The sequence below is a fragment of the Nocardia sp. NPDC004718 genome, assembly GCF_053601535.1.
In genome coordinates this window covers 1-22,352 of the sequence record NZ_JBSGCA010000052.1, presented here as the reverse complement: position 1 = coordinate 22,352, position 22,352 = coordinate 1, and the positions used below count along the sequence as shown (strand labels likewise).

21 protein-coding genes and 1 pseudogene are annotated in these 22,352 nt (G+C 70.8%); 12 read left to right on the top strand and 10 right to left on the bottom strand.

The features are described from left to right. Window positions 1-69: 69 nt before the first annotated feature. A complete protein-coding gene (locus tag ACWEH3_RS29460; protein WP_450018277.1) occupies window positions 70-1,419 on the bottom strand; it encodes a TIGR01777 family oxidoreductase in 1,350 nt (449 codons plus the stop codon). A 280-nt stretch (window positions 1,420-1,699) separates the two neighbouring features. Here ACWEH3_RS29460 and ACWEH3_RS29455 point away from each other — a divergent pair, with 280 nt between their 5' ends. Beyond that, entirely contained in the window at window positions 1,700-2,506 is an 807-nt protein-coding gene (locus tag ACWEH3_RS29455; protein ID WP_450018279.1) for a nuclear transport factor 2 family protein, read from the top strand. A gap of 91 nt (window positions 2,507-2,597) precedes the next feature. Here ACWEH3_RS29455 and ACWEH3_RS29450 read toward each other — a convergent pair whose 3' ends face one another. After that, entirely contained in the window at window positions 2,598-3,521 is a 924-nt protein-coding gene (locus ACWEH3_RS29450) for a sterol desaturase family protein (protein WP_450018281.1), read from the bottom strand. 220 nt (window positions 3,522-3,741) lie between these two features. On the opposite strand from ACWEH3_RS29450, the gene ACWEH3_RS29445 reads away from it, so the two are divergent. Beyond that, window positions 3,742-4,905: a sensor histidine kinase gene (locus ACWEH3_RS29445; protein ID WP_450018283.1), complete on the top strand. Its 1,164-nt coding sequence runs from the start codon at window positions 3,742-3,744 to the stop codon at window positions 4,903-4,905. After that, entirely contained in the window at window positions 4,902-5,573 is a 672-nt protein-coding gene (locus tag ACWEH3_RS29440) for a response regulator (RefSeq protein ID WP_450018285.1), read from the top strand. The genes ACWEH3_RS29445 and ACWEH3_RS29440 overlap by 4 nt, the downstream gene beginning before the upstream one ends. Window positions 5,574-5,701: 128 nt before the next feature. Here ACWEH3_RS29440 and ACWEH3_RS29435 read toward each other — a convergent pair whose 3' ends face one another. Continuing rightward, complete coding sequence (locus ACWEH3_RS29435) at window positions 5,702-6,313, bottom strand: flavodoxin family protein (RefSeq protein ID WP_450024408.1); 612 nt, start codon at window positions 6,311-6,313, stop codon at window positions 5,702-5,704. A 12-nt stretch (window positions 6,314-6,325) separates the two neighbouring features. Beyond that, a complete protein-coding gene (locus ACWEH3_RS29430) occupies window positions 6,326-7,801 on the bottom strand; it encodes an aminotransferase class I/II-fold pyridoxal phosphate-dependent enzyme (protein WP_450024410.1) in 1,476 nt (491 codons plus the stop codon). Between the two features lie 167 nt (window positions 7,802-7,968). Here ACWEH3_RS29430 and ACWEH3_RS29425 point away from each other — a divergent pair, with 167 nt between their 5' ends. The 4 genes from ACWEH3_RS29425 to ACWEH3_RS29410 all read left to right on the top strand — a co-directional run bounded on the left by ACWEH3_RS29425 (window position 7,969) and on the right by ACWEH3_RS29410 (window position 15,450). Then, complete coding sequence (locus tag ACWEH3_RS29425; RefSeq protein WP_450024412.1) at window positions 7,969-9,159, top strand: alcohol dehydrogenase catalytic domain-containing protein; 1,191 nt, start codon at window positions 7,969-7,971, stop codon at window positions 9,157-9,159. A gap of 90 nt (window positions 9,160-9,249) precedes the next feature. Next, entirely contained in the window at window positions 9,250-13,854 is a 4,605-nt protein-coding gene (locus ACWEH3_RS29420) for a cation-translocating P-type ATPase (protein WP_450024414.1), read from the top strand. Window positions 13,855-14,012: 158 nt separating this feature from the next. Continuing rightward, window positions 14,013-14,573, top strand: coding sequence for a hemerythrin domain-containing protein (locus ACWEH3_RS29415; protein ID WP_450024416.1), 561 nt, complete (start codon window positions 14,013-14,015; stop codon window positions 14,571-14,573). Between the two features lie 37 nt (window positions 14,574-14,610). Further along, window positions 14,611-15,450, top strand: a complete 840-nt coding sequence (locus ACWEH3_RS29410; protein ID WP_450024418.1) for an SDR family oxidoreductase — start codon at window positions 14,611-14,613, stop codon at window positions 15,448-15,450. A 67-nt stretch (window positions 15,451-15,517) separates the two neighbouring features. On the opposite strand, the gene ACWEH3_RS29405 is transcribed toward ACWEH3_RS29410, so the two are convergent. The 3 genes from ACWEH3_RS29405 to ACWEH3_RS29395 are packed head-to-tail and all read right to left on the bottom strand — an operon-like array spanning window position 15,518 to window position 16,304. Beyond that, window positions 15,518-15,748, bottom strand: coding sequence for a DUF6480 family protein (locus ACWEH3_RS29405; protein WP_450024420.1), 231 nt, complete (start codon window positions 15,746-15,748; stop codon window positions 15,518-15,520). Between the two features lie 9 nt (window positions 15,749-15,757). Beyond that, window positions 15,758-15,874 carry an LPXTG cell wall anchor domain-containing protein gene (locus ACWEH3_RS29400; protein WP_450024422.1) on the bottom strand — a complete coding sequence of 39 codons (117 nt, stop codon included), beginning with the start codon at window positions 15,872-15,874 and terminating at the stop codon, window positions 15,758-15,760. A gap of 49 nt (window positions 15,875-15,923) precedes the next feature. Then, entirely contained in the window at window positions 15,924-16,304 is a 381-nt protein-coding gene (locus ACWEH3_RS29395) for an inorganic diphosphatase (protein ID WP_450024424.1), read from the bottom strand. A 185-nt stretch (window positions 16,305-16,489) separates the two neighbouring features. On the opposite strand from ACWEH3_RS29395, the gene ACWEH3_RS29390 reads away from it, so the two are divergent. From ACWEH3_RS29390 to ACWEH3_RS29370, 5 genes are all read left to right on the top strand, one after another. Beyond that, entirely contained in the window at window positions 16,490-17,431 is a 942-nt protein-coding gene (locus ACWEH3_RS29390; RefSeq protein ID WP_450024426.1) for an esterase/lipase family protein, read from the top strand. Then, window positions 17,428-17,991, top strand: a complete 564-nt coding sequence (locus ACWEH3_RS29385) for a TetR/AcrR family transcriptional regulator (RefSeq protein ID WP_450024428.1) — start codon at window positions 17,428-17,430, stop codon at window positions 17,989-17,991. The genes ACWEH3_RS29390 and ACWEH3_RS29385 overlap by 4 nt, the downstream gene beginning before the upstream one ends. A 92-nt stretch (window positions 17,992-18,083) precedes the next feature. Beyond that, window positions 18,084-18,707 (top strand): hypothetical protein, encoded by a 624-nt coding sequence (locus ACWEH3_RS29380; RefSeq protein ID WP_450024430.1) that lies wholly within the window; start codon window positions 18,084-18,086, stop codon window positions 18,705-18,707. Between the two features lie 155 nt (window positions 18,708-18,862). Then, window positions 18,863-19,642 (top strand): helix-turn-helix domain-containing protein, encoded by a 780-nt coding sequence (locus ACWEH3_RS29375; RefSeq protein WP_450024432.1) that lies wholly within the window; start codon window positions 18,863-18,865, stop codon window positions 19,640-19,642. Further along, window positions 19,639-20,496 (top strand): fructosamine kinase family protein, encoded by an 858-nt coding sequence (locus ACWEH3_RS29370; RefSeq protein ID WP_450024434.1) that lies wholly within the window; start codon window positions 19,639-19,641, stop codon window positions 20,494-20,496. Before ACWEH3_RS29375 ends, ACWEH3_RS29370 begins: the two co-directional genes overlap by 4 nt. Window positions 20,497-20,509: 13 nt before the next feature. Here ACWEH3_RS29370 and ACWEH3_RS29365 read toward each other — a convergent pair whose 3' ends face one another. The 3 genes and pseudogenes from ACWEH3_RS29365 to ACWEH3_RS29355 form a co-directional block, all read right to left on the bottom strand. Beyond that, window positions 20,510-21,385 (bottom strand): TIGR03619 family F420-dependent LLM class oxidoreductase, encoded by an 876-nt coding sequence (locus ACWEH3_RS29365; protein WP_450024436.1) that lies wholly within the window; start codon window positions 21,383-21,385, stop codon window positions 20,510-20,512. Between the two features lie 127 nt (window positions 21,386-21,512). Continuing rightward, a complete protein-coding gene (locus ACWEH3_RS29360; RefSeq protein ID WP_450024438.1) occupies window positions 21,513-22,016 on the bottom strand; it encodes a VOC family protein in 504 nt (167 codons plus the stop codon). Beyond that, a pseudogene (locus ACWEH3_RS29355) lies at window positions 22,013-22,352 on the bottom strand (hypothetical protein); the annotation flags it as partial. The gene ACWEH3_RS29360 and the pseudogene ACWEH3_RS29355, both read right to left, overlap by 4 nt.

Sequence of the window (22,352 nt, the reverse complement as noted above, 5' to 3'; positions counted from 1 at the left end):
GCACTCGCCCATGAACGACATCCCGCCGGACCCAGAACCGCCTCAGGCGTCCCCTCGGTGTCGCCGAGGTCAGTCCACGGGCCTGCCGAGCAGGTGCCGCAGCGCCGGTTCCAGGGCCGGGGTACGGAACGGGTGACCGGCTTCGGTCAGCCGCGCGGGCACGACACGCTGGCTGGCCGAAGCCACTTCCCGATTCCCTTCGCTCCCCAGTAGCAGCGCCGGACCGAACCCTGGCACCGGGAACAGCGCGGGCCGATGCAACACGCTCGCGAGGACCGCAGTGTACTCCGCGTTCCGAACGGGTTGCGGGGCAACCGCATTGACCGCGCCGGACAAGCTGGTGTCCCACAGCGCCCGGTGGTAGACGTCGATCAGGTCATCGATCCCGATCCACGACAGCCACTGCCGACCGTCACCGATGCGCCCGCCCAGCCCGGCCGTGAACAACGGGCGCAACAGCCGCAGCGTGCCGCCGCGCGGGGACTGCACGATTCCGGTGCGCACGCGCACCACCCGCACCCCCGCCTCCGCGGCGGGCGCCGTCGCTGCCTCCCAGCCTTCGACCACGTCGGCGAGGAAGCCCGCACCGCGCGCCGACTGCTCGGTCAGCGCCTCGTCGCCCCGGTCGGCGCCGTAGTAGCCGATCGCGGAAGCGCTCACGAACACCGGCACCGCCGCCCGGGCCGCCACTTCGGCGAGTGCGCGGGTCGGTCCGATCCGGCTGTCGGCGATGGCTCGCTTGTGCCCCTCGGTGAACCGGCCCGCGATGGAAGCGCCCGCCAGATGCACCACCGCGTCCACGCCGTCGAGCAGATCCGGCGCGGGATCGGCGGTGGCCCATTGTCTTTCGTCCGCGGCGCGTGGTGCATGCCGGACCAGCCGCACCACGCGATGCCCGCCGGCGGACAGGAACGCGGCCAGTGCCGAACCGACCGTGCCGGATGCTCCGGTCACCGCGACGGTCTTCGACACGAACCCCGCCCCCGCCGCCCGCGCGCGGGCCGCGAGATCGTCGGCGAGCTGCCGGTGACGGTAGGCGAACATGGGGCGCAGCACCGCGGCGGGCACCGGCGCGTCCACCCGGTCCACCACCCGGGTGCGCGTCTTGTCGACGACCTCGAAATCGTGGGTGTGCCGCCACGGCAGCAGGCCGGCGGGCAGCGACCCGATTCCGTCGACGGTCACCGCGTCGACGAATCGGCGCGGCGGGTCGTACTCACGAGGATCGTGCCGGGCCACCCAGCGCAGGCCGCCGGGCAGTCCGAGCACCGCCCGCCCGTCGCGGAGCGAGTCCGATTCGGCGCGGGGCGACACCGGCTGCCAGGGCGGCGCCAGGCGGGTCATGGCGCCGGGGCGCGCGTGCCAGGCGAACACCTCGGACCGGGGTAGATCGATGACGCTCGCGTACTCGATACCCATGACCCGACTGTAGCCCGAAATCGCCCAGCCGCAGCGTTTTCGCATCGTTTTAGCCAAAATCTCCGAAAAGACCGCAGGAAACCACCCGCAACAAGTTTGGTCCGATGCAATTCAGCTGGCTCGATACCTTCGCGAGCAGCACAGGGCCCGCAGTGGATCAGTCCATCGAGTTCCCTTGTCGTGCGGAGGCGACCGGCGCGGACACACCGTAACGCGACGCCAAAACTAGAACTTGTTCTACCATGTGTCGAGTCCCGCTCACGTCGACGGAGGTTCTGCCATGCCGCTGGATCACTCGAGCGCAGCGTTGCTGACGGCCGTCGAGGCGTCGCCGCTCGCGGTCGCCGCGCACGACAAGTCCGCGTGGGTCGGCCTGTTCGCCCAGGACGCGGAGGTCAACGACCCGGTGGGCTCGCGCCCGCACGTCGGCCGCGCCGCCATCGAACGCTTCTACGACACCTTCATCGGGCCGAACACCATCGCGTTCCGGGTCGACCGCGACCTGGTCCATCCGCCGACGGTGCTGCGCGACCTGACCATCGTCACCACCATGTCGACCGGCGCCACCGTCTCGGTCCCGATGCATCTGCGCTACCGGCTGGTGGAACAGGACGGCGTCTGGAAGATCGCCTACCTGGCCGCGCACTGGGAGCTGGCGGGCATGATCTGGCAGTTGTTGCGCACCGGGTTGCCCGGGCTCGCCGCCGCGTTGAAGCTCGGACCGCAGTTGATCGTCAACCAGGGCGTCGGCGGGGCGCTGGGCATGCTGCGGGCGCTCGGCGGCGTGGGTCGTCGCGGAAAGCGGGCTACCACAAGGCTTTTCGCGGCCGCGGCGAGCACCGACCTCAGCCGCGTGCGCGAGCTGCTCGGGCAGCGGGTCGACATCGAACTGCCCGCGGGCACACCGGTGTCGGTGGAGGAGTTCACGAATCGAGCGCGCAACATGCGCTGGAGCAAGGTGATCGCCGCCGGACGCACCGTCACGGCGAGTGTGCGGTTCGGCGCGGTACCGGGAGTCGCGGTCGTGGAGTTCGCGACCGATGGCGACGGCATCGCGAGTCTGCGGTTCTATCTCGATTCCGTCTGATCCGAGCTCACGTCATCCGCCGGTCTCGAGCGGCACCGATGACGCCGGTAGCCGGACGGCTCGTGCCGCCCGGCTACCCGCCACCGGTCGATCAGGACGCGAGCCGCACGGCTGGGACGTGCTCCTCGGCGCGGACCGGCGGCTCGATCGAGGCGGGCGGTGCGGGGTGCTCGGTCCAGCCGGGCGGGCCGAAGACGTACCCGAGCCGCCCGCGCCAGGTGCTCGCGCCGCGCACGTCGCGGATCAGCGCCGCCAGTTCGTGGTAGTTGACCTTCAACGGATTGTCGGTGCCGATGTTCTTGGTGAGGCCGTAGCGGACCGGTTCGGACTCGGCGGCGAAGCTGCCGAACATGCGATCCCAGATGATGAGGATGCCGCCGTAGTTCTTGTCGATGTAGGGCTTGTTCGACCCGTGGTGCACGCGGTGGTGCGACGGGGTGTTGAACAGGAACTCGATCGGGCGCGGCAGCGTCTCGACCCGCTGGGTGTGGATCGGGAACTGGTAGAGCAGCCCGATGCCCTGCAACAGGAAGATCATCCAGGCCGGGAAGCCGAGCAGCGCCGCGGGCACCCACGCCAGTCCACGCAGGATGTTGGGAATCGGATGCAGCCAGGAGAGGCGCAGCGCGGTGGAGAGGTTGAAGTGCTCGCTGGAGTGGTGCACGTTGTGCGCGGTCCACATCAGCCGGACCCGGTGATCGGCCCGGTGCGCCCAGTAGTAGCAGAGATCCGTCACGATCACGCCGAGCACCCAGACCCACCACGATCGCGGCGACAGGTGCAGCGGCGTGAGCGCCGCGGCGACTACGACCGCCGAGAACGGCACCAGATGCTGCATCAGCGGCTTGACCAGCCTGCCCAACGTGAACGTCGTCACGTTGGATGCGGTGTCGCGGGCCGATCCGCCGTTGCCGGATCGGTCGGGATCACGGCGGTAGGCGATCCACTCGACCAGCATGAGCGCCGCGAATGCTGGGATGGCGTAGGTCAGCAACTCGAACTCCACACGGCCCATGGGTACTCCTTCTTCGTCTGCCGTCGCTCCCCGACGCTACGGGCTCGGGCCTGGGAAAACATCGCGCCGACGAGGGACTTCGCGTCCCCCGCACGGGGGACGCGGGCGCGGCCGCACCGGGGCAGAGTTGTCGTCCGTGCGGCGTCTTCGGACGGAGCCCGATCATTAGGATCACCCTCAGGGCTCGGCACCGGAACCGAATGGAGGCGGTGACGAACTGGTGGACGTGAGCAGGTCGCTGGCTCGCCAGTCGGTGGTGGTCGCCGTGGTGGCCGCCGCCATCGACGCGGTGGTGCTCGGTCTGTGCGGCGTGTTCGCGGTGGCGCCGTGGCAGACGGTCGCCGCGGTCACGGCGATCGTCGCCGCCGATCTCGCCTTGGCCGCGCCGCCCCGGACGGCGGGCGTGGTCGCGGCGGTACAAGTGCTCGTCCGTCTCCTGGCCGCGCTGCTGCTGTACCGGCACGGATTCCCGGTGCGATTCGCCGACGTCGGGTTCCTGGTGGCCGGATATCGCGCGGGGGCATGGCTCGCCGGGCCGACTTCCGTGCTCACCATGCTGCTGCTGTGCGCGGGAGTCGCGGGAGCGCACCTGTTCACCGACAGCGCCGCGGCGCACGACTGGCGGCTGTTGCTCGCCGCGACCGTCTCCGCGGGCTGCGTACCGTGGCTGGTCGGCCGCTACACGGCGGCGCGCGGCGCCTACATCGCCGATCTGGAGCAGCGCGCCCGATTGCGGCAGCAGGAGCACCGGACAGCCGTGGAGCGAGCGGTCACCGAGGAGCGGGCAGCCATCGCCCGCGACCTGCACGACGTGATCTCGCATCACGTCAGCGCGATCGGCATCCACGCGGGCGCGGCGCGGCTGGCCCTCGGCGGCACGGCGGGCGAGGCCGCCGCCCGGTCGCTGTCCGCGGTGGAGTCCAGCAGCCGGGCCGCGATGGTCGATCTGCGCCGCCAGCTCGACCTACTGCACGGCCACGAGGACGAGGGGCAGCGCCAGCCGGGACTGGCCGACATCGACGGCCTGATCGAGCACGTCCGCGCGGCCGGGCTGGACGTCGAGACAAGCGTGCGCGGCGAGGCGGTGCAACTGCCGGATTCGCTGAACATCACGCTGTACCGCATCGTGCAGGAGATGCTGACCAACGCGCTGCGGCACGGAGACGGTACGCACGCGCGACTGGAGGTGGAGTACCTGCCCAAGCGGGTGGTGCTGCGCGCGACCAATCCCCTCGCCCCCGAACCGGTCACCGCGGACACCTCGGTACCGCGTGGCCTCAACGGAATCCGCCGCCGCGCCGAGCTGTTCGACGGCGACCTGGACTGCGGCCGCGACGCCACGCACTGGCACACCACGGTGTCGGTGCCGATCGGAGGATCGTGAACCTGCCCATCCGCGTCCTGATCGCCGACGACCACAGCATGTTCCGCTCCGGCCTGCGCGCCGTCGTCGACAGTCAGCCGGATCTGGATTGCGTCGCCGAGGTGAGCGACGGCCGCGCCGCGATCAGCGAGACCGCCCGGGTACGACCGGATGTCGCGATCCTCGACGTCCGTATGCCGAAACTGGACGGGCTCGCCGCCACCGCCGCGATCGTGGCCGCGGGCGGCACGCACGTCCTTGTGCTCACCACCTACGACAGCGAAGCCAACCTGTATCGCGCCCTGCAGGCAGGCGCGAGCCGGTTCCTGCTGAAGAGCCTGCCGCCGGAAGAACTGGTCACGGCCATCCGGATCGCGGCGCGCGGAGACGCGCTGATCGACCCGTCGATGACCCGCCGTCTGGTCTCCCGCTTCGCGAACACGCTCGCACCGCCGCGCACCCCACCGGAGGTCCATCAGCTCACCGCCCGCGAACTGGAGGTGCTGCTGTTGCTCGCCGACGCGCGCAGCAATGCCGAGATCGCCGCGCAGCTCGGCGTCGGCGAGGAGACGGTGAAGACCCACGTCTCCCGCATCCTGGCCAAACTCGGGGTCCGCGATCGCATCCACGCCGTGGTCTACGCCCATCAGCACGGTCTGGTGTCGCCCGAATCGGCGCGCTCCGACTGACCCGGGTATACCGACCGTGGCCTGAACCACGACGAATCGCCGCATCCGTCGGCACGAGCGTCGTTCACGAGTCGTGGGGGGGGGGGGCGCGGCCGCGGGGCCGGGGGGCGGCCCCACGGGCGTGGGAATCATGCAGCGGGCGGGTACTGCTGGGCGCCGAGCACCCGGGCCAGGTGCGCGGCGTTCCTGGCCAGCGCCGCGGTCGCCGACGCCACCGCCTTCGGCACCGAATCGAGATCCTGATAGTCGGTGCCGCCCATGGCCTGATCGTTCCAGTACGTGCACCCCTGTGCCGGGATGGTGAATCCGATGTCGTTGAGCCCTTGATACAGGTCGGCCACGATCTTGTGCGCGCCGTCCTCGTTGCCGACGACCGCGACCGTGGCCACTTTGCCGACCATCGCGGGACGACCCGCGTCGTCGGTTTCGGACAGTTCGGCGTCCAATCGCTCCAGCATCCGCTGCGCCACCGACGACATGTGCCCGACCCACGTGGGGGTGGACACCAGCAGGATGTCGGCCGCCGCGATCCGTTCGCGGATGGACGGCCACTGGTCGCCGGGGCCTTCGTCGGCGGTCACTCCGGGGAGCACCTCGTAGTCCACCAGCCGCAGCACCGTGCCCTGCACGTCGTGTTCGGCCAGCTCGTCGAGGACCTGCCGGGCGATGACATCACTGCTGGATTCGGCGGGGGACTTCTTCAGCGTGCACACCAGGGCGAGCGCGGTCGGTCCGGCCATGAAGGAAACCTCCTATGTTTCGGTTCGCTCGCGGGCGACGACGCGGATCGTGCGCAGCCGGGAGTCGGCCGCGTCGGGGACGTTCATGCCCGCGTCGAGCCCGGTGCGCAGGTAGTCGACGACGGCGGCGTCGATGCGCTCGCCGGGTATGACCACCGGAATGCCCGGCGGATACGGCGTGAGCTGTTCGCCGGCGATCCGGCCGACGGCGTCGCGCGCGTCCACTGTCTCCACCGGGCCGAAGAACGCATCGCGCGGCAGCATCACCGATTCCAGTTGCAGGTCCTCGGGCGAGGGCAACCGGACGCGCGGCGGCCGCGGATCGCTCAGTTGGTCGCGCCACGCGGCGATGCCGTCGACCAGGCCATCGATGGTGTCCTTGTCGTCGGCGAGCGACAGCGTGGCGAGCAACCGGCGGTGATCGGTCAATCCCATGTCGATGCGGCGGTGCTCGCGCAGCCAATCAGCGGCCTGATAACCACTGGCCCCGGTTCCGGACACGTCCATGAGGACCTGCAACCGGTCGAGGTCGTGGGAGGCTTCGACACCGAGTAGTTCGTCTTCCAGCACCCTGATGCCGGGGATCTCGGCGAGCCTGCGCCTGGCCTGTTCGGCCAGGCGCAGCGCGGAACCGAGCAGTTCCTGTCCCCGTTCGACCATCTGCCTGCGCCAGCCGTCGAGCGCGGCGTAGATCAGCACGTTCGGGCTGGTGGTCATCAGCAGGTCGGCGCATTCGCTGAGCCTGACCGTGTCGACCAGATCGCCTTGGACGTGGAAGACCGAGCCTTGCTCGAAACCGGCGCCCATCTTGTGCACGCTGACCACACACAGGTCCGCCCCGGCGTCCATCGCCCAGGTCGGCAGGTCGTCGTGGAACGGCAGATGCGCGCCCCACGCCTCGTCGACGATGAGCGGCTTGCCGCGCTCGTGACACACCTCGGCGATGCCGCCGATGTCCGCGCAGGTGCCGTAGGGACTCGGGCTCACTATCAGCGCGCCCGCGGCGTCGGGGTGTTCCTCCCACGCCTCGGACACCTGCCGCGGCGAGGGCGGGTGGGAGAAATGCTGTTCGGCGTCCCAGCGCGGGGTGATCCAGTGCGGCTGGACACCGGAGAAGATCAGCCCGGCGACCACCGATTTGTGGCTGTCGCGCGCCACCAGCAGGCCGCCGTCGTGGCCGCCCGCCACCGTCATCATGGCCGCCTTCACCGACAGCGAACTGCCGCAGGTGGAGAAGAACGCCGATTCCGCCCGCACCGCGTCGGCCATGAGCGCTTCGGCGCGCGACAGATAGCCACCGCGCGAGAGCCGGTCGTCGAGCCCGGCGGTGGCCAGGACATCGGAGCCGAAGGCGTCGCGGCCGATCACGTCCAGGACGCGTTCGTCGGTTCCGCGCCCTTGCCGATGCCCAGGGGGCGTGAAGCCGTACCGGCCCAGCCGGTGATAGTCGGCGAGGGCTTCCAGCAGGGGAGCTCGTGATTGGTCCACGGCTACCGCCTACCCCGAATCCCCGGCGGCACACATCCGGCGTACCCACCGCACACCGAGCCCGTGGCCTGCGGTGTTGCCCCGGCAAACCCCGGCGCGGTCGTTTCGGGCAAAGGCGTGCGGGTAGGACGGGAACAAGTACCGACCCCGACGGAGGAGCCGCGCGTATGAAGGCAGTGACCTGGCAAGGCCGGCACAAAATCGCCGTGGAGACGGTGCCCGATCCTCGGATCGAGGCCCCGACGGACGCGATCATCGAGGTCACCACCACCGGCATCTGTGGATCCGACCTGCACCTGTACGAAGTGCTCGGCGCCTATATGAGCGACGGCGACGTCCTCGGACACGAACCCATGGGACGTGTGGTGGAGACCGGTTCGGCCGTCACCGGGCTGGAACGCGGTGACCGCGTGGTCATCCCGTTCCAGATCAGCTGCGGCGCCTGCTACATGTGCCGGGCCGGGCTGCCCACCCAGTGCGAGACGACGCAGGTCCGCCGATACGGCTGCGGCGCCGCCCTGTTCGGCTATTCGAAACTCTACGGGCAGGTGCCAGGCGGCCAAGCCGAGTATCTGCGGGTGCCGCACGCGGACGCCACCCACATCACCGTGCCCGACGGACCGGCCGACGACCGCTTCCTGTACCTGTCGGACGTACTGCCCACCGCGTGGCAGGCCGTGGAATACGCCGGGGTGCCCGACGGCGGATCGGTGACCGTGCTGGGCCTGGGCCCGATCGGGGACATGGCCTGCCGAGTGGCCGCGCATCGCGGCTATCGCGTCATCGGTGTCGACCGGGTACCCGAGCGGCTGGCGCGGGTGGCCGAGCGCGGCATGGAAGTGATCGACCTCGACGCCGTCGACGAGCCGCTCGGCGACATCATCCGCGGCTGGACCGACGGCCGGGGCACCGACTCGGTGATCGATGCGGTGGGGATGGAAGCCCACGGGTCGCCGATCGCGTCGATGGCCCAGCGTTCGGCGGCGTTCCTGCCCGATTTCGTGGCCCAGAAGATGATGGACACCGCGGGCGTCGACCGGCTCGCGGCGCTGAACTCCGCCATCGACATCGTCCGTCGCGGCGGCACGATCTCGGTGATCGGCGTCTACGGCGGCATGCTCGACCCGCTGCCGATGCGAGTGTTGTTCGACAAGCAGATCCAGCTGCGGATGGGCCAGGCGAACGTCAAACGGTGGGTCGACGACATCATGCCGCTGCTGCGCGACGGCGACCCGCTGGGCGTGGACACTTTCGCCACCCACCGGCTTCCACTGACCGATGCGCCGCAGGCCTACGCCACCTTCCAGCAGAAGACCGACGGCGCGGTGAAGATCGTGCTCGACCCGACCGCGAACTGACCGGCGGAGCGGGTCCGCACCGGACCCGGCCGCGGCCCGCACCGCGGCCGCGGACGGTTTGCTCTGCGCTTGCCTGGGTAGCTGCCCTGTATGAGCTTCTTACTACGCGGAGTCGTCTCACCGTGGTGGCTCGAGGCGCCGACCTCCGTTGCGGCGGAGATGGCCCGCGCGAGCGTGGAGAAGGCCGTCGATGTGGGAATGAAGGCGGTGCAGGCGCCGGTGCAGGCGGTGGCAGCGGGCGCACGGGCAGGCGTGTCGCTACTGAATCCGGGCAGTAACGAGGGGTTGCGCGACGAATTGGCCGCGCTGATCGACCCGCACGCGCTGCGCTCCCGGCGCCGGGTGGCGCTCAACGAGGACCGGGCCACCGTCGAGGTGCGCGGCCTGGACTCCGGCAGGAGCGGAGACGTCACCGAGGCGCTGCACCGGACGCTGGACCGCCGCCGCGATGTGCGATGGTGGCGGGTGAACGCGGTGACCGGCCGCATCGTGGCCGCTCTCGAGCACGGTGCGGCCGACCTGCCCGCCCTGGTGTCGGCCATCGAAGCCGTCGAGACCGACACCGCGGTCGACGATCTGGACTGGAGTCGCGGCTCCGAGCACCCGGGGGACCGGGAACCGTTGCTTGCGGCCGGGATCCAGGTCGCGGGCGACGTGTGCGCGATCGGGTTGTCCGCCATGAGCGCCGTGATGCCGTTGCGCGGACCCGCCCGCGTGTTGCGCGGCGCGGCCGCCTTCGTCGACACCCAGCCCCGCCTCCGCAAACGGCTGGAGGATCAGCTCGGCCGTCCACGGACCGACCTGGTGCTGACCACGGCGAACGCGATCGGCAACGCTCTGGGCAACAGCGCGGCGGCGGGCACGGCGAATCTGGTGATCGATGCGGTGCACCGCGGTTTCACACTGACCGAATCGCTCACCCGCTACGTGCAATGGCAGAACTGGGAGGCCGAGATCGACCGCCGCCCAGCGGAAGTGCGCGACCCGCTGACCCCGCCCGACCGTGTGGTCGAGATGCCGCGGGGCCCGATCGAACGGGTCGCCGACGAAACGGCCGCGGGTGCGCTGGCGGGCGCGGTCACCTCGGTCCTCGGCGGGCGTGGCCTGTTCGGCGCGGCCGACGCGCTGGAACTCGGAGCGCCCAAGGCGGCGCGGGCCAGTCGCGAGGCCTACGGCGCGCTGGTCTCCACGATGCTGGGCCGGGCGGGCGTGCTGACGCTGCACCCGCGGGTGTGGCGGCGGCTGGACCGATTGTCGGCGCTGGTCATCGATGGAGAATCGCTGCTGACCACACGACGTCTGGTCCTCGAGGCCGAAGCGAGCGACCCGAGATGGTCGGTCGCCGAGGTATGGAGCGCGAGCCAGCGGCTGCTGTGGGAGCACGAGACCGCGGAGAGCCGCGACGACGCGCAGCCCGACCACACCGGCCGCTACCTGTCGGCCGGCGGCCACCGCAGACTGGTGCATCCCGCGACCGGAAAACCCGACCACGGTGTGACGCGCCGCCCCGTGTGGCGCGAACTTCATGACAACGGAACACCGGTCGGGCGGGTCCTGGTCGGCCGGGAGCTCGACCCGCGGGCATACGCGCTGCTGGGCCGGGCGCGCAGCGCGGGCCTGCGCGTGACGCTCGCCGCGAGCGCCGACGCCGCCGAGTTGCGGTCCATGGCCGACGAATTCGTCTCCCCGTCCACGTCGATGAGCGGGCTGGTGCGCGCTCTGCAGCAGGACGGTCACGTCGTCGCCGTGCTGAGTCCCCGCGCGCACAAGGCGCTGGCACACGCCGACGTCGCGATCGGTCTGGCCGTGCGGGAGGACAACGCGCTGCAGGTGCCGTGGACCGCCGACGCGGTCTGCCGCGACCTCGCTCAGGCGGACCGCGTCCTCGCCACCGTCGCTCCGGCCCGTCAGGTGAGCGAACGCGGCCGCTCACTGGCCCTGTCCGGCGCGGCGCTGGGCGGTCTGCTGCTGGCGGTGGCCCCGGACAGCGCGGGCCGCTCCTCGCCCATGACCGCCGCCCACTACACCGGTTTGCTCACCGGCGCCTATACCGGATGGCGTTCGGCGCGCACCGCCCCACCGGCCACGCTCGCACCGTTGCTGCCCTGGCACGCCCTCGAACCCGAAGAGGTGCTGAGCCGGTTGCCGCAGCCGCCCGCGGTGCCCGAGCGCACCCGGCCCGGCGCGGTCGCCCGCATCCCCGGCGTGAGCGTCATCGCGTCGGCGGCGTCGTTCGCCGGTCAGTTGCGCCGGGAACTCGCCGATCCGCTCACCCCGATCCTCGGGGTCGGCGCGGTCGCCACCGCGGTGCTCGGCGCGCCGTCGGACGCGGTGCTGCTGTCGTCGGTGCTCGGCGTCAACGCGCTGGTCTCCGCCTGGCAGCGCCAGCGCGCGGAGAACGCGCTGTTCCGCCTGTTCGAGGGCGAGCAGCTCAGCGCCCGCGTGATCGACCGCGCCGACCTCGATACCGCCGAACCGCACGAGTACCTGGTGCCCGCCGAGGTCCTCGCACTCGGCGACGTGATCGTGCTGCGGGCCGGGGAAGTGGTCCCCGCCGATGCCCGGCTGCTGCGCGTGGACGATCTGGAAGTGGACGAATCCGGCCTCACCGGCGAATCGATCACCGTCGAGAAACAGGTCGCGGCGACCCCGGGCCGACCGCTGGCCGAGCGCGCCTGCATGGTCTTCGAAGGCAGCACCGTGGTCAACGGCACCGGGCGAGCGATCGTGGTGGCCGTCGGTCACGACACCCAGGCCGGACGCGCCGCCGCCGGGGCCATCCCGCCGGAAAAGGCCGGTGTGCAAGCGCAATTGCGCCGCCTGACCGACCGGGCCCTGCCGTTGACGCTCAGCGGCGGCGGCATCGTGACCGGACTGGGCATGCTACGCGGAAGGCCGCTGCGCACCGCGATCGCCGACGGCGTGGCGGTCGCGGTCGCCGCGGTCCCCGAAGGACTGCCGCTGGTGGCCACGGTCGCTCAGCTCGCCGCCGCCCGCAGGCTGTCGCGACACGGCGTGCTGGTGCGCGCCAGCCGCACCGTCGAGGCACTGGGCCGGGTGGACACCCTGTGCTTCGACAAGACCGGCACCCTCACCGAGGGGCGGCTGCGCCTGACCACCCTCGCCGATCTCGACGAGCAGTGGTCCCCGGACGCCGACTCCGAGCACGCGCGCCGCCTGCTGCGGGCGGCGACCCGAGCCTGCCCCGATCCCGCCGAGGGCCCGATCGTGCACGCCACCGACCGCGCGGTGGTCGAGGCCGCGGCCGAGGCGCTCGGCGACGACCCCCGCCGCTGGGACGCGATCGAGGAGATCCCGTTCGAATCCAACCGCGGCTACGCCGCCACCCTCGGCCACACCTCCCGCAAACTGCGGCTGATCGTGAAGGGCGCGCCCGAAGTGGTGCTCTCGCGCTGCACCGGCGTGCGGATCGATGAGACCGACCATCCCTTCGACGACCGCCTGCGCCAACGCGCCGAACAGGTGGTTCGCCATCTGGCCGAGCAGGGCTTGCGGGTGCTGGTGGTGGCCCGGCGCGACCTGCCGACCGAACCCGACGACGTCGAGGCGGCGGTCGCCGAACTGACTCTGCTCGGCTTCATCGGCCTCGCCGACGCCCCGCGCCCGCAGGCGGTCCCGCTGGTCACCGCGTTGCAGCGCAACGGAATCAGCGTCCGCATGATCACCGGCGACCACCCGGTGACCGCGGCGGCGGTGGCCCGCCAGCTCGGCATCGAGGCGGGGAAGGTGGTGACCGGCGCGGATCTCGACGGTCTGGACGAGACCGCGCGTGCGGAACTGATCGAACAGAGCACGGTGTTCGCCCGCGTCAGCCCGGAACACAAGGTGCGCATCGTCGCGGCGCTGCGCCGCGCGGGACACGTGGTCGGGATGACCGGCGACGGCAGCAACGACGCCGCCGCGATCCGCACCGCCGACGTCGGAATCGGTTTGGCCGCACAGGGTTCGGTCGCCGCCCGCAACGCCGCCGACATGGTGCTCACCCATCCCGACCCCCTGGTGCTGTTGCACGCCCTCGTCGAAGGCCGCGGCATGTGGCAGCGGGTCACCGACGCCGTCGGCGTGCTGGTCGGCGGCAACGCGGGCGAGGTCGCGTTCACGCTGTACGGCACCGCCGTCAGCGGCCAGGCGCCGCTGGGCACCCGGCAATTCCTGCTGGTGAACATGCTCACCGACATGTTCCCCGCCATGGCGCTGGCGGTGTCGCGGGAACGGGACGCGGTCGATCCCGACGACACCGACGACCCGCAGGCCCAAGCGCAGCGCGCCGCGGAGCGGCTGGCCGAACTGCCGCCCGCACGCCTGGGCCCCGACCTGCTGCACACGCTCGGCGTGCGCGGCGTCGCCACGGCCACCAGCGCCTCGGTCGCCTGGACCCTCGGCCGGATGACCGGCACGCAGCGCCGCGCCGCCACCATCGGCCTGGTCGCGCTCATCGGCACACAGCTGGGTCAGACGCTGGTCTCCGGCTACCGCAGCCCGTTGGTGTGGCTCACCACGGCCGCCAGCGGTGCGGTGCTCGGCGCGGTCGTGATGACGCCGGGACTGTGCGGCTACTTCGGTTGCCGCCCGCTGGATCCGGTCGGCTGGGGAATCGCGACCACCTGCGCGACCACCGCCACCGTCGCCGCGGTGCTGGTTCCGCGGCTGCTGCCCCCACCGGAATCGGAGTAGCAGCGGCGCGCTGATTGGCGTCCGTCCGCCCGGGTACCCGCCGGGCGACGGACCTCGCCACCGGCACATCATCCCCGGTCCGCGCGGCGGCCGGTCGCCCAGGGCACGAAAACCCGAGCCCACGAACGCATTCCACAGCGACAGAAACGAGTGTTGCGATGACCGACCAGGATGTCGTCGACCTGCTCACCGCCCAGCACGAGGAGATCCGCACGCTGCTGGCGCGACTGAAGTCGGGTAACGACGCGAAACAGGACCTGTTCACCGAGTTGGTGCGGTTGCTGGCCGTGCACGAGAGCGCCGAGGAGGAGGTCGTGCATCCGGTCGCCGGACGGGCCCGTTTCGGCGCCGACGCCGACATCGTGCAACCGCGGCTGGAGGAGGAGAACGCGGCCAAACGCGCGCTGGCCGACCTCTACGACCTCGGGGTGGACCATCCCGAGTTCGATGCCCGGCTCGCCGAATTCGCCGACGCGGTGGACGAGCACGCCGCGCACGAGGAGGCCGAGGAATTCGCCCTGCTGCGCGCGCAGTTCTCCAGCAGCCAGCTCCAGCGGATGGCCGGGTCGCTGCGGGCCGCCGAGGCCGTGGCGCCCACCCGGCCGCACCCGCACGCGGGGGAGTCCGCGCTCGCGAACCTGGCGGCAGGCCCGCCGCTGGCGCTGTTCGACCGGGCCCGCGACGCGGTGCGCGACTGGCGCAGGCAGCACGACAGCTGAACCACCCCCAGCCCCGAACGCCAGAAGGAGGACCGACATGGGGTTTCCCGAGCAGCAGCAGAAAGTCCCCGGTATCCAGGCCAAGATGACTCCGGTACCGGATTGCGGTGAGGACAGCTACCGCGGTTCCGGCAAACTGACCGGCAAGGCCGCCGTCATCACCGGCGCGGACAGCGGCATCGGGCGGGCGGTGGCGATCGCCTACGCGCGCGAAGGCGCGGACGTCCTGATCTCCTACCTCAACGAGGACGAGGACGCGAAGGAAGTCGCCGATCTGGTGACGCAGGCCGGACGCAAAGCCGTGCTCGTGCCCGGCGACCTGTCCGAGGCCGCCCACTGCCGCGCCGTCATCGACCGGGCGGTGCGGGAATTCGGCAAGATCGACGTCCTGGTGAGCAACGCGGCGTTCCAGATGACGCACGAGACCCTGGAAGAGATCAGCGACGAGGAGTTCGAGCACACCGTCAAGCTGAACATCAACGCCTACTTCTACCTGGTGAAGGCGGCGCTGCCGCACATGCCGCCGGGGTCGTCGATCATCGGCAGTTCTTCGGTGAATTCCGACATGCCCTCGCCCACCCTTGCTCCGTACGCGGCGACCAAAGCCGCCATCGCGAACTTCTCCGCCAGCCTGGCGCAGCTACTGGGTGAGCGCGGGATCCGGGTCAACAGCGTTGCGCCGGGACCGATCTGGACTCCGTTGATCCCGTCCACCATGCCGGTCGAGAAGGTCACCCACTTCGGGGACGACACCCCGCTGGGCCGCGCCGGTCAACCGGCCGAACTGGCGCCCACCTACGTCTTGCTGGCCTCCGACGACGGCAGCTATGTCTCCGGCGCTCGGATCGCCGTCACCGGCGGCAGGCCGATCCTGTGACTCTGGGCGCACGATAGCCCCGCGGTCGGCCGATCTCCCGGATCGGCCGACCGCCGGTGGCGGCGGGTCACAGCATCGTCACCACGAGCCCGACCGCGACGGCGACGAACAGCAGGATCACCAGCGCCCCGATGAGCATCGCCATCACGCCGGTGACCGGGAAGTGGTGTCGGGTGCTCGGCTCCGGCGCGGACAGACCGGACGTCTGCGGGGTGTCCGGTGGTGTGGCGCCGGGCGACACTCCGCCGCCGGGTTCCAGGTCGGGAGTTTTCGCGGGGTCGGGGTCCATCGCGTTCATAGCCGCTCCCTACTCGCCGTCGTTTCCGGGTGCCTCGGGTGCGTGGGGCCGTTTGCCGGACCTCTTGCGATACAGGATCACCGCGCCGACCAGCACCGCGAGTCCGAGAATCACCAACAGTTCCATGGCAGGGGCCTACCCGGTATCCGCGTGCCCAATCGAGAGGGCCCGCCGGTCACCTGCCAATGATCACGTAGTGACCGGCGGTCTCCTGGAACTCGACGGCGTCGGCGATCGCCGCGTCGTCGAGCGCGGGGCTACCGTCCGCGACGACGAGCAGCTTGTCGTCATCGTCGTAGAACCGGTGGATGATCCCCACGCAGCGTCCGCGGGCGAAGGCCAGCGGTTCGGACGGTTTGAGGAAGTACCCGTCGAGTTCTTGTCCGTCGGGGGCGCGGGTGAGCGGAACGTATCCGTAGTTGACGAGATAGCGGAATCCGCATCGCGGGTGGTGACTGCCGTATGGGCGGTCGATGACCAGATCCACTGTGCGGCCGAGGAATAGACGCGCCAAGCGTAGCGATTCGGAATCCTCGAGTTTCACCGGATCGGTCACCGCCCCAGGCTACGGCAGATCGATCATGCCGTGGCGCGCAAGCCGCGACGGGGGTCGACGGCATCACGCCGCGCGGGTGCAGGCCGGTCGATCGGGGCGTTGCGCTGGCCCTTCCCGCCAGGCTGCCCCACCTGTACGCTATGACCGACCGGTCGGTCATAGCGTGTTCAGTGAAGGAGTAGCAGGTGCGACCCTTGCTTCGATTTGCCGCATCGACGGCCACCGCCGCGGTGTGCCTCCTGGGAGCCGCGGCCGTCGCCGGGGCGCAGGAGCCCGCGAGCGTTGCCTACAGCTATCTGGCGGGGTTGGCCGCGCAGCTGGCGGCGCCGGGGGCGCCTCCGCCGGGAGCCAACGATTGGACCTGCCGCCCGGGGGCCGCACATCCGAATCCCGTCGTGTTGCTGCACGGCCTGGGCAACGAGACGGTGAGCTGGCAGACCCTGTCGCCGTTGCTGGCGGCCGCCGGTTACTGCGTGTACACCACCACCTACGGCACCGGTGCGTTCGGTCCGGCGCTGGGCGCGGTGGCGCCGGTCCCCGAGAGCGCCCGCCAGATCGGAGCGTTCATCGACCGCGTCCTGGCCGACACCGGCGCGGCGAAGGTCGATGTCGTAGGGCATTCGATGGGCGGTGCGGTGCCGTTCTACTACTTCCACCACCTCGGCGGCGCCGGAAAGGTCGCACGCCACATCGGGCTGGGCGCTCCTTATCACGGCTCGACGCTCAGCGGCGCCGACACCGCGGCGAAGCCCCTGCGGGATCTGCCGGGCACCGCGGATGCCATCGCCGACTGCGGCCCCTGCCAGATGTCGCCGGACTCGCCGTTTCTGCGGGAGTTGAAAGCGGACGCCCGGCTGGTGCCCGGCGTGCAGTTCGTCGACATCGTCAGCCGCTACGACGAGATCGCCACGCCCTACACCACCGGCATGCTCGACGGGCCGAACGCACGCAACATCGTGCTGCAGGACGTGTGCGCCACCGACTACTCCGAACACTACGGGCTCACCTCCGATCCGGTCGCGGTGCGCGAGGTGCTCAACGCGCTGGATCCCGAGCACGCCCGGCCTGCGGAGTGCCCGGTGGTCGCGCCGATCGTCGGACCGCTCACCTCGGTGGCCGGGTCGTGAGGTCGGCCGAGCCGGGCCGCAAGGCACTGCTGCACGCGGGCCACACCCTGCTGGGGCAGGCGGATCTGGCCAAACTGTCGGTGAACGCGATCGTCGCGCAGGCGAACATGGCCAAAGGCAGCTTCTACCAGCACTGGTCCAGCCGCGGCGACTACATCCGAGCGTTGCACCACGCTTTCCACGAGGATTTGTTCGCCCAGGTGCTCGACACCGTCTCCGGCGCGGCCCCGGGCATCGAGCGGCTGACCACGGGGATGCACGCCTACCTCGACGGCTGCCTGGCCCAGCCGGCGACGAAAGCGCTGCTGATCCAGGCGCGCTCCGAAGCGGGCCTCGGTGAGCAGGTCGCGGCGCGCAATCGGCAAGCCGCGCTGATCATCACGGACGACCTAGCCGCCGCCGGGTGGGAGGACCCGGAACCGGTCGCGACGCTGATCGTGGCCGCGATCGCCGATATCGCGCTCGCGGAGCTGACCGCGTCGCGGACCCGCCCGGACCTGCGTGCGGCCTTGGTGCGCCTGGCCACCGGACACCACGGCGTCGGGGTAGCCGAGCGGTAGCAGAGGCATTGCGTGTGGGCGTGGGCTGGAGGAAGGTGAGTATGTCCGGTGGCGCCACCGGGGCGCCGCCCTGAGCAGTCGGGAGGTGGCCCGTGTACGCACGTTCCAGCACAATCGCGGCCCAGCCGTCATCGATGGACGACGGGATCGCATACCTCCGCGATGAAGTGATGTCGAATCTGCCGGAGCTGCAGGGGTGGGTCGGCATGTCGTTGCTGGTGAACCGGTCGACGGGACGTTGCATCGCTACGACCTCGTGGGAATCGCAGGAGGCATTGCAGGCCAGCAGAGGACGGGCCCAGCAACTGCGCGACGGCCTGGCCCGCCGACTCGGCGGCAGCGTGGAGCGCGTCGAGGAATGGGAGATCGCGGCGATGCACCGCGACCGTCCCGCCGGCGACGCCGCCTGCGCCAGGTGCAGCTGGGTGCAGGTCGACCCGGGGCAGGTCGAGCGCCTGATCGACACGTTCCGGATGGAAGTGCTGCCGCAGATCGAGACGCTCGACGGATTCTGCAGCGCCAGCCTGTTCGTCGACCGGGACAGCGGCCGAGCGGTGGGCGCGATGGTGTGGGCGACTCGCGAGGCGATGGAGGCCACCCGCGAGCACAGCAATCGGATCAGGAGCGTGGCGACTCACCGGGTCGGCGCCAACGTGCTCGAGGTGGGGGAGTTCGAGCTGGCGTTCGCGCATCTGCGCGTCCCCGAAATGGCCTGACACCGCCCGAGTTCCGGCCGGAGCACACGCTTCCGGCCGGACATTCGTGTTCCCGCGCGGGCACGGCCAGCGGAACGACCAGGACGCCGGAGGTATCGGCGCCCCTTACCCGAGAGGTAATGGCCGCGACGGCCGGCCGTTCGTAGGATCGGGGCGTGACTACCCCAACGGCAGGTGACCTGCTGCGACATTGGCGCCTGGAACGCAGGCTGAGCCAGCTGGAGCTGGCCGGACGGGCCGACACCTCGGCGCGGCACCTGAGCTTCATCGAAACCGGGCGCGCCACCCCGAGCCGCACCATGATCGTGCACCTGTCGGAGCATCTGGAGATCCCGTTGCGCGAACGCAACCGCGTCCTGCTGGCCGCGGGCTACGCGCCCGCCTACGCGCAGCCCGGTCTGGACACTCCGGCAATGAACGCCGTCCGCGGCGCCATGCGCCAGATCCTCGCGGGCCACGAGCCCTACCCCGCGCTGGCCATCGATCAGAACTGGACGATGATCGACGCCAACAGCGGCGTGGCCGTGCTCATCGCGGACATCGATCCGGCACTGACGAAGCCGCCGGTCAACGCGCTGCGGCTGAGCCTGCACCCCGACGGCATGGCCGGCCGCATCCGCAACCTCGCCGAATGGCGCGGCCACATCCTCGCCCGTCTCGCGCGACAAGTAGAGGTCACCGGCGCCAGGGACCTGGCCGACCTGCTCGAGGAGCTGCGGTCCTACCCCGGTGGCGAAGTGGAGCTCACCGTGCCCGAACCCGACCAGGCAGTGGTCCCGCTGCGGATCGAGCACGACGGCGACGAGTTGTCGTTCCTCAGCGTCACGACGGTGTTCGGCACCCCGATGAACGTCACCGTCGCCGAACTGGCCATCGAGTCGTTCTTCCCCGCCGACGAGGCCACCATGAAACGGCTCACCGCGGGCACCCGGTGAGCCGCGCGGCCCAGCTGTCCGCCCTGCTGGACGTGCCCGTCCGCGCCGTCACCGATCTCGGCGCCAGCCACGCGTGGACGCTGTACCGCGCCGAAACAGCTGACGGCAGAACCGTTTTCGTTAAGGCATCGGCCGAGCCGACAGCCGTGTTCGCGGCCGAAGCGGCGGGCCTGTCCTGGCTGCGCGCCACCGCGCCCGACCCGGCCGGGGCCTTGCTGCCGCAGGTCCTGGCCGCCGACGACCGGACACTGGTGCTGCCCTGGCTGGAGGAGACCGGACCCACCCCCGCGGCCGCCGAGCGATTCGGCCGTGAACTGGCCGCGCTGCACGCCGCCCGCGCCGAGCTGTTCGGGGCCCCGTGGGAAGGCTGGATCGCGAGCCTGCCACTGCCCAACACCCCGACCGACGGCCCGTGGTCGCGGTGGTACGCCGAGCAGCGCCTCGCGCCCTACCTCGCTCGGGCGGCGGCGTCGCTCGGCGCCGACGGCACCCGCCTGATCGAACGCGTCATCGATCGCATCGATGAGCTGGCCGGCCCCGCCGAACCACCGATCCGCATCCACGGCGACCTGTGGTCGGGCAACATCGTGTGGACGCGGGAACGGGCGATGCTCGTCGACCCCGCCGCGCACGCGGGCCACCGCGAGACCGACCTGGCCATGCTCGTCCTCTTCGGCGCTCCACACCTGGACCGTATCCGCGCCGTCTACCACGAAACCAACCCGCTGGCCGACGGATGGCGCACCCGCACGCCGCTGCACCAGCTGCATCCGCTGCTGGTGCACGTCGCGCTGTTCGGCGCGGGCTACCGAGCGCGGACCCTCGCCACGGCCGCCGCCGCGCTCGGGTCCTGACCCGCACCCGGCGTCACCCGTTGACCCGGGCGATGACCTTCTCCGCGAAGCGGGACAGGTTGGCGATCTTGGCCTCCAGCGGCTCGGTGTCCTGCTCGGTGGTGTAGGGGAGGCGGAAGCCGACGATCACATCGGTGACCCCTTTGTCCTCGAGACGTTTGATCCCGTCGACAGTGAAACCGTCCAGCGAGATGACGTGCACCTCGAAGTCCTTGCGGGTGCCGTACTCCGCGCGCAACGTGTCCAATTCGCCCAGCAGCCGGTCCAATTCGCCGCCGTCGCCACCGGCGTGCATCCACCCGTCGCCGCGCTGCGCGGCCCGGCGCAACGCGGGCCTGCTGTGGCCGCCGATCAGGATCGGCACCGTTTCGGTCGGCACCGGGCTGATCTTGATCGGCGGAATGTCGTAGAACTGCCCGTGGTATTCGAAGTACCCGCCTGCCGAAAGTCCGCGCACGATGTCGATGCATTCGTCCATCCGCGCGCCGCGCTTGTCGAACGGCACCCCCATGATCTCGAAATCGTCCGGCCACGGGCTGATGCCGACACCGAGCCCGAACCGGTTGCCGCTCAGCGCGGCCACCGACGCGGCCTGCTTGGCCACCAGCACGGGCGGGCGGATCGGCAGCTTCAGCACGAACGGCGTGAACCGCAGCGTGGTGGTCACCGCCGCCATCGCCGCGCTGAGCACGAATGCCTCGACGAACGGCCTGTCCTCCAAGAACTCCCGGTTCCCGTCGGGGGTGTAGGGATATTTCGCGTCGGACTCTTTCGGGTACGCCACGCTGTCGGCGACCGCCATGGAGGTGTAGCCCGCCTCCTCGGCGGCCTTGGCCAGAGCGAGGTAATACGACGGGTCGGTCATCGTCTCGGCGTAGGTGAAACGCATGGTGCCTGCCTTCCTGGCGCGTCGAGCGCGCCGCGCGGGTCCCGGGCGGTTGCCGAGACGTGATGGGAACTGCCGCAGGCGCGACCGTGCCGCCGCGACGGCATCGCGGACTGCCCTGGGTCGCCGCCTACTGCCATGGGTTGCTGAATCCTTCCGGAATCAAATGGTCGAACAGCGCTCGCATCTGCGGTGACAACCGCAGCAGTTCGATGTGCGAGCCGATCGACCCGCCCGCGAGATAGGCGAAGTCCATCCCGACGCCATCGAACCGGCCGCGCGCGGTGATCTCGATACCGGCCGCGGCGGCCTCGGCGAGCGCGGCGTCGTAGTCCTCGGGCACCCAGGCGGCGTGATGCAGTCCGGGGCCGACCCGGTCGAGATGCTCGGCGTACAGGCTCACCCCGCCACGCGGCTCGATCAGCTCCAACTGCTGGCCACCCGCATAACCGAGCGCCACACCGATCGTGTAATCAGCCGGCGCCCCGCGCAATTCGGCCGCATCGGGCCCGAAGTGGACCTCCGGAATGGTGAACCATTCACCGACTCCGTACCGGGTGGTGAACGTCTCGCAGGCCGAGGTCAGATCACCCACCACCCAGCACAATTGGAAGATCGGGCCGCCCGCGATCATGGGCGGCCTCCGAGACGGCTCATCAGACCGGGAAACCATCGGTGTGCGGCGACCACCGCCCTGTTGTAGTGCGGAAACACGATGTAGGGCCGGTTCTTCCGCATGCCGCGCGGGATGTGCCGCGCGGCCCGTTCGGAACCGGTCATCCCGATCGGCATCCGGCGCAACAGTTCGCGATACGCGTATCCGGGCAGGTCGATCCCGGAATCGACGATGTCGGTCGCGACACCGCCGGGCACGGCCACGCTCACGCGGACACCGGCGGCGGCCGCTTCCACGCGCAGCGCGGTGCCGAGCCCGACCACCGCGTAGGCGGCCGACGGCGCCACCGGTGTC

What these genes read in the sequence shown, in the direction of transcription:
- ACWEH3_RS29400 (WP_450024422.1), bottom strand. Translation starts at nt 15,874, where the DNA reads ATGGAACTGTTGGTGATTCTCGGACTCGCGGTGCTGGTCGGCGCGGTG.
- ACWEH3_RS29415 (WP_450024416.1), top strand. Translation starts at nt 14,013, where the DNA reads ATGACCGACCAGGATGTCGTCGACCTGCTCACCGCCCAGCACGAGGAG.
- ACWEH3_RS29435 (WP_450024408.1), bottom strand. Translation starts at nt 6,313, where the DNA reads ATGGCCGGACCGACCGCGCTCGCCCTGGTGTGCACGCTGAAGAAGTCC.
- ACWEH3_RS29450 (WP_450018281.1), bottom strand. Translation starts at nt 3,521, where the DNA reads ATGGGCCGTGTGGAGTTCGAGTTGCTGACCTACGCCATCCCAGCATTC.
- ACWEH3_RS29410 (WP_450024418.1), top strand. Translation starts at nt 14,611, where the DNA reads ATGGGGTTTCCCGAGCAGCAGCAGAAAGTCCCCGGTATCCAGGCCAAG.
- ACWEH3_RS29420 (WP_450024414.1), top strand. Translation starts at nt 9,250, where the DNA reads ATGAGCTTCTTACTACGCGGAGTCGTCTCACCGTGGTGGCTCGAGGCG.
- ACWEH3_RS29425 (WP_450024412.1), top strand. Translation starts at nt 7,969, where the DNA reads ATGAAGGCAGTGACCTGGCAAGGCCGGCACAAAATCGCCGTGGAGACG.
- ACWEH3_RS29365 (WP_450024436.1), bottom strand. Translation starts at nt 21,385, where the DNA reads ATGCGTTTCACCTACGCCGAGACGATGACCGACCCGTCGTATTACCTC.
- ACWEH3_RS29455 (WP_450018279.1), top strand. Translation starts at nt 1,700, where the DNA reads ATGCCGCTGGATCACTCGAGCGCAGCGTTGCTGACGGCCGTCGAGGCG.
- ACWEH3_RS29360 (WP_450024438.1), bottom strand. Translation starts at nt 22,016, where the DNA reads ATGATCGCGGGCGGCCCGATCTTCCAATTGTGCTGGGTGGTGGGTGAT.
- ACWEH3_RS29460 (WP_450018277.1), bottom strand. Translation starts at nt 1,419, where the DNA reads ATGGGTATCGAGTACGCGAGCGTCATCGATCTACCCCGGTCCGAGGTG.
- ACWEH3_RS29405 (WP_450024420.1), bottom strand. Translation starts at nt 15,748, where the DNA reads ATGAACGCGATGGACCCCGACCCCGCGAAAACTCCCGACCTGGAACCC.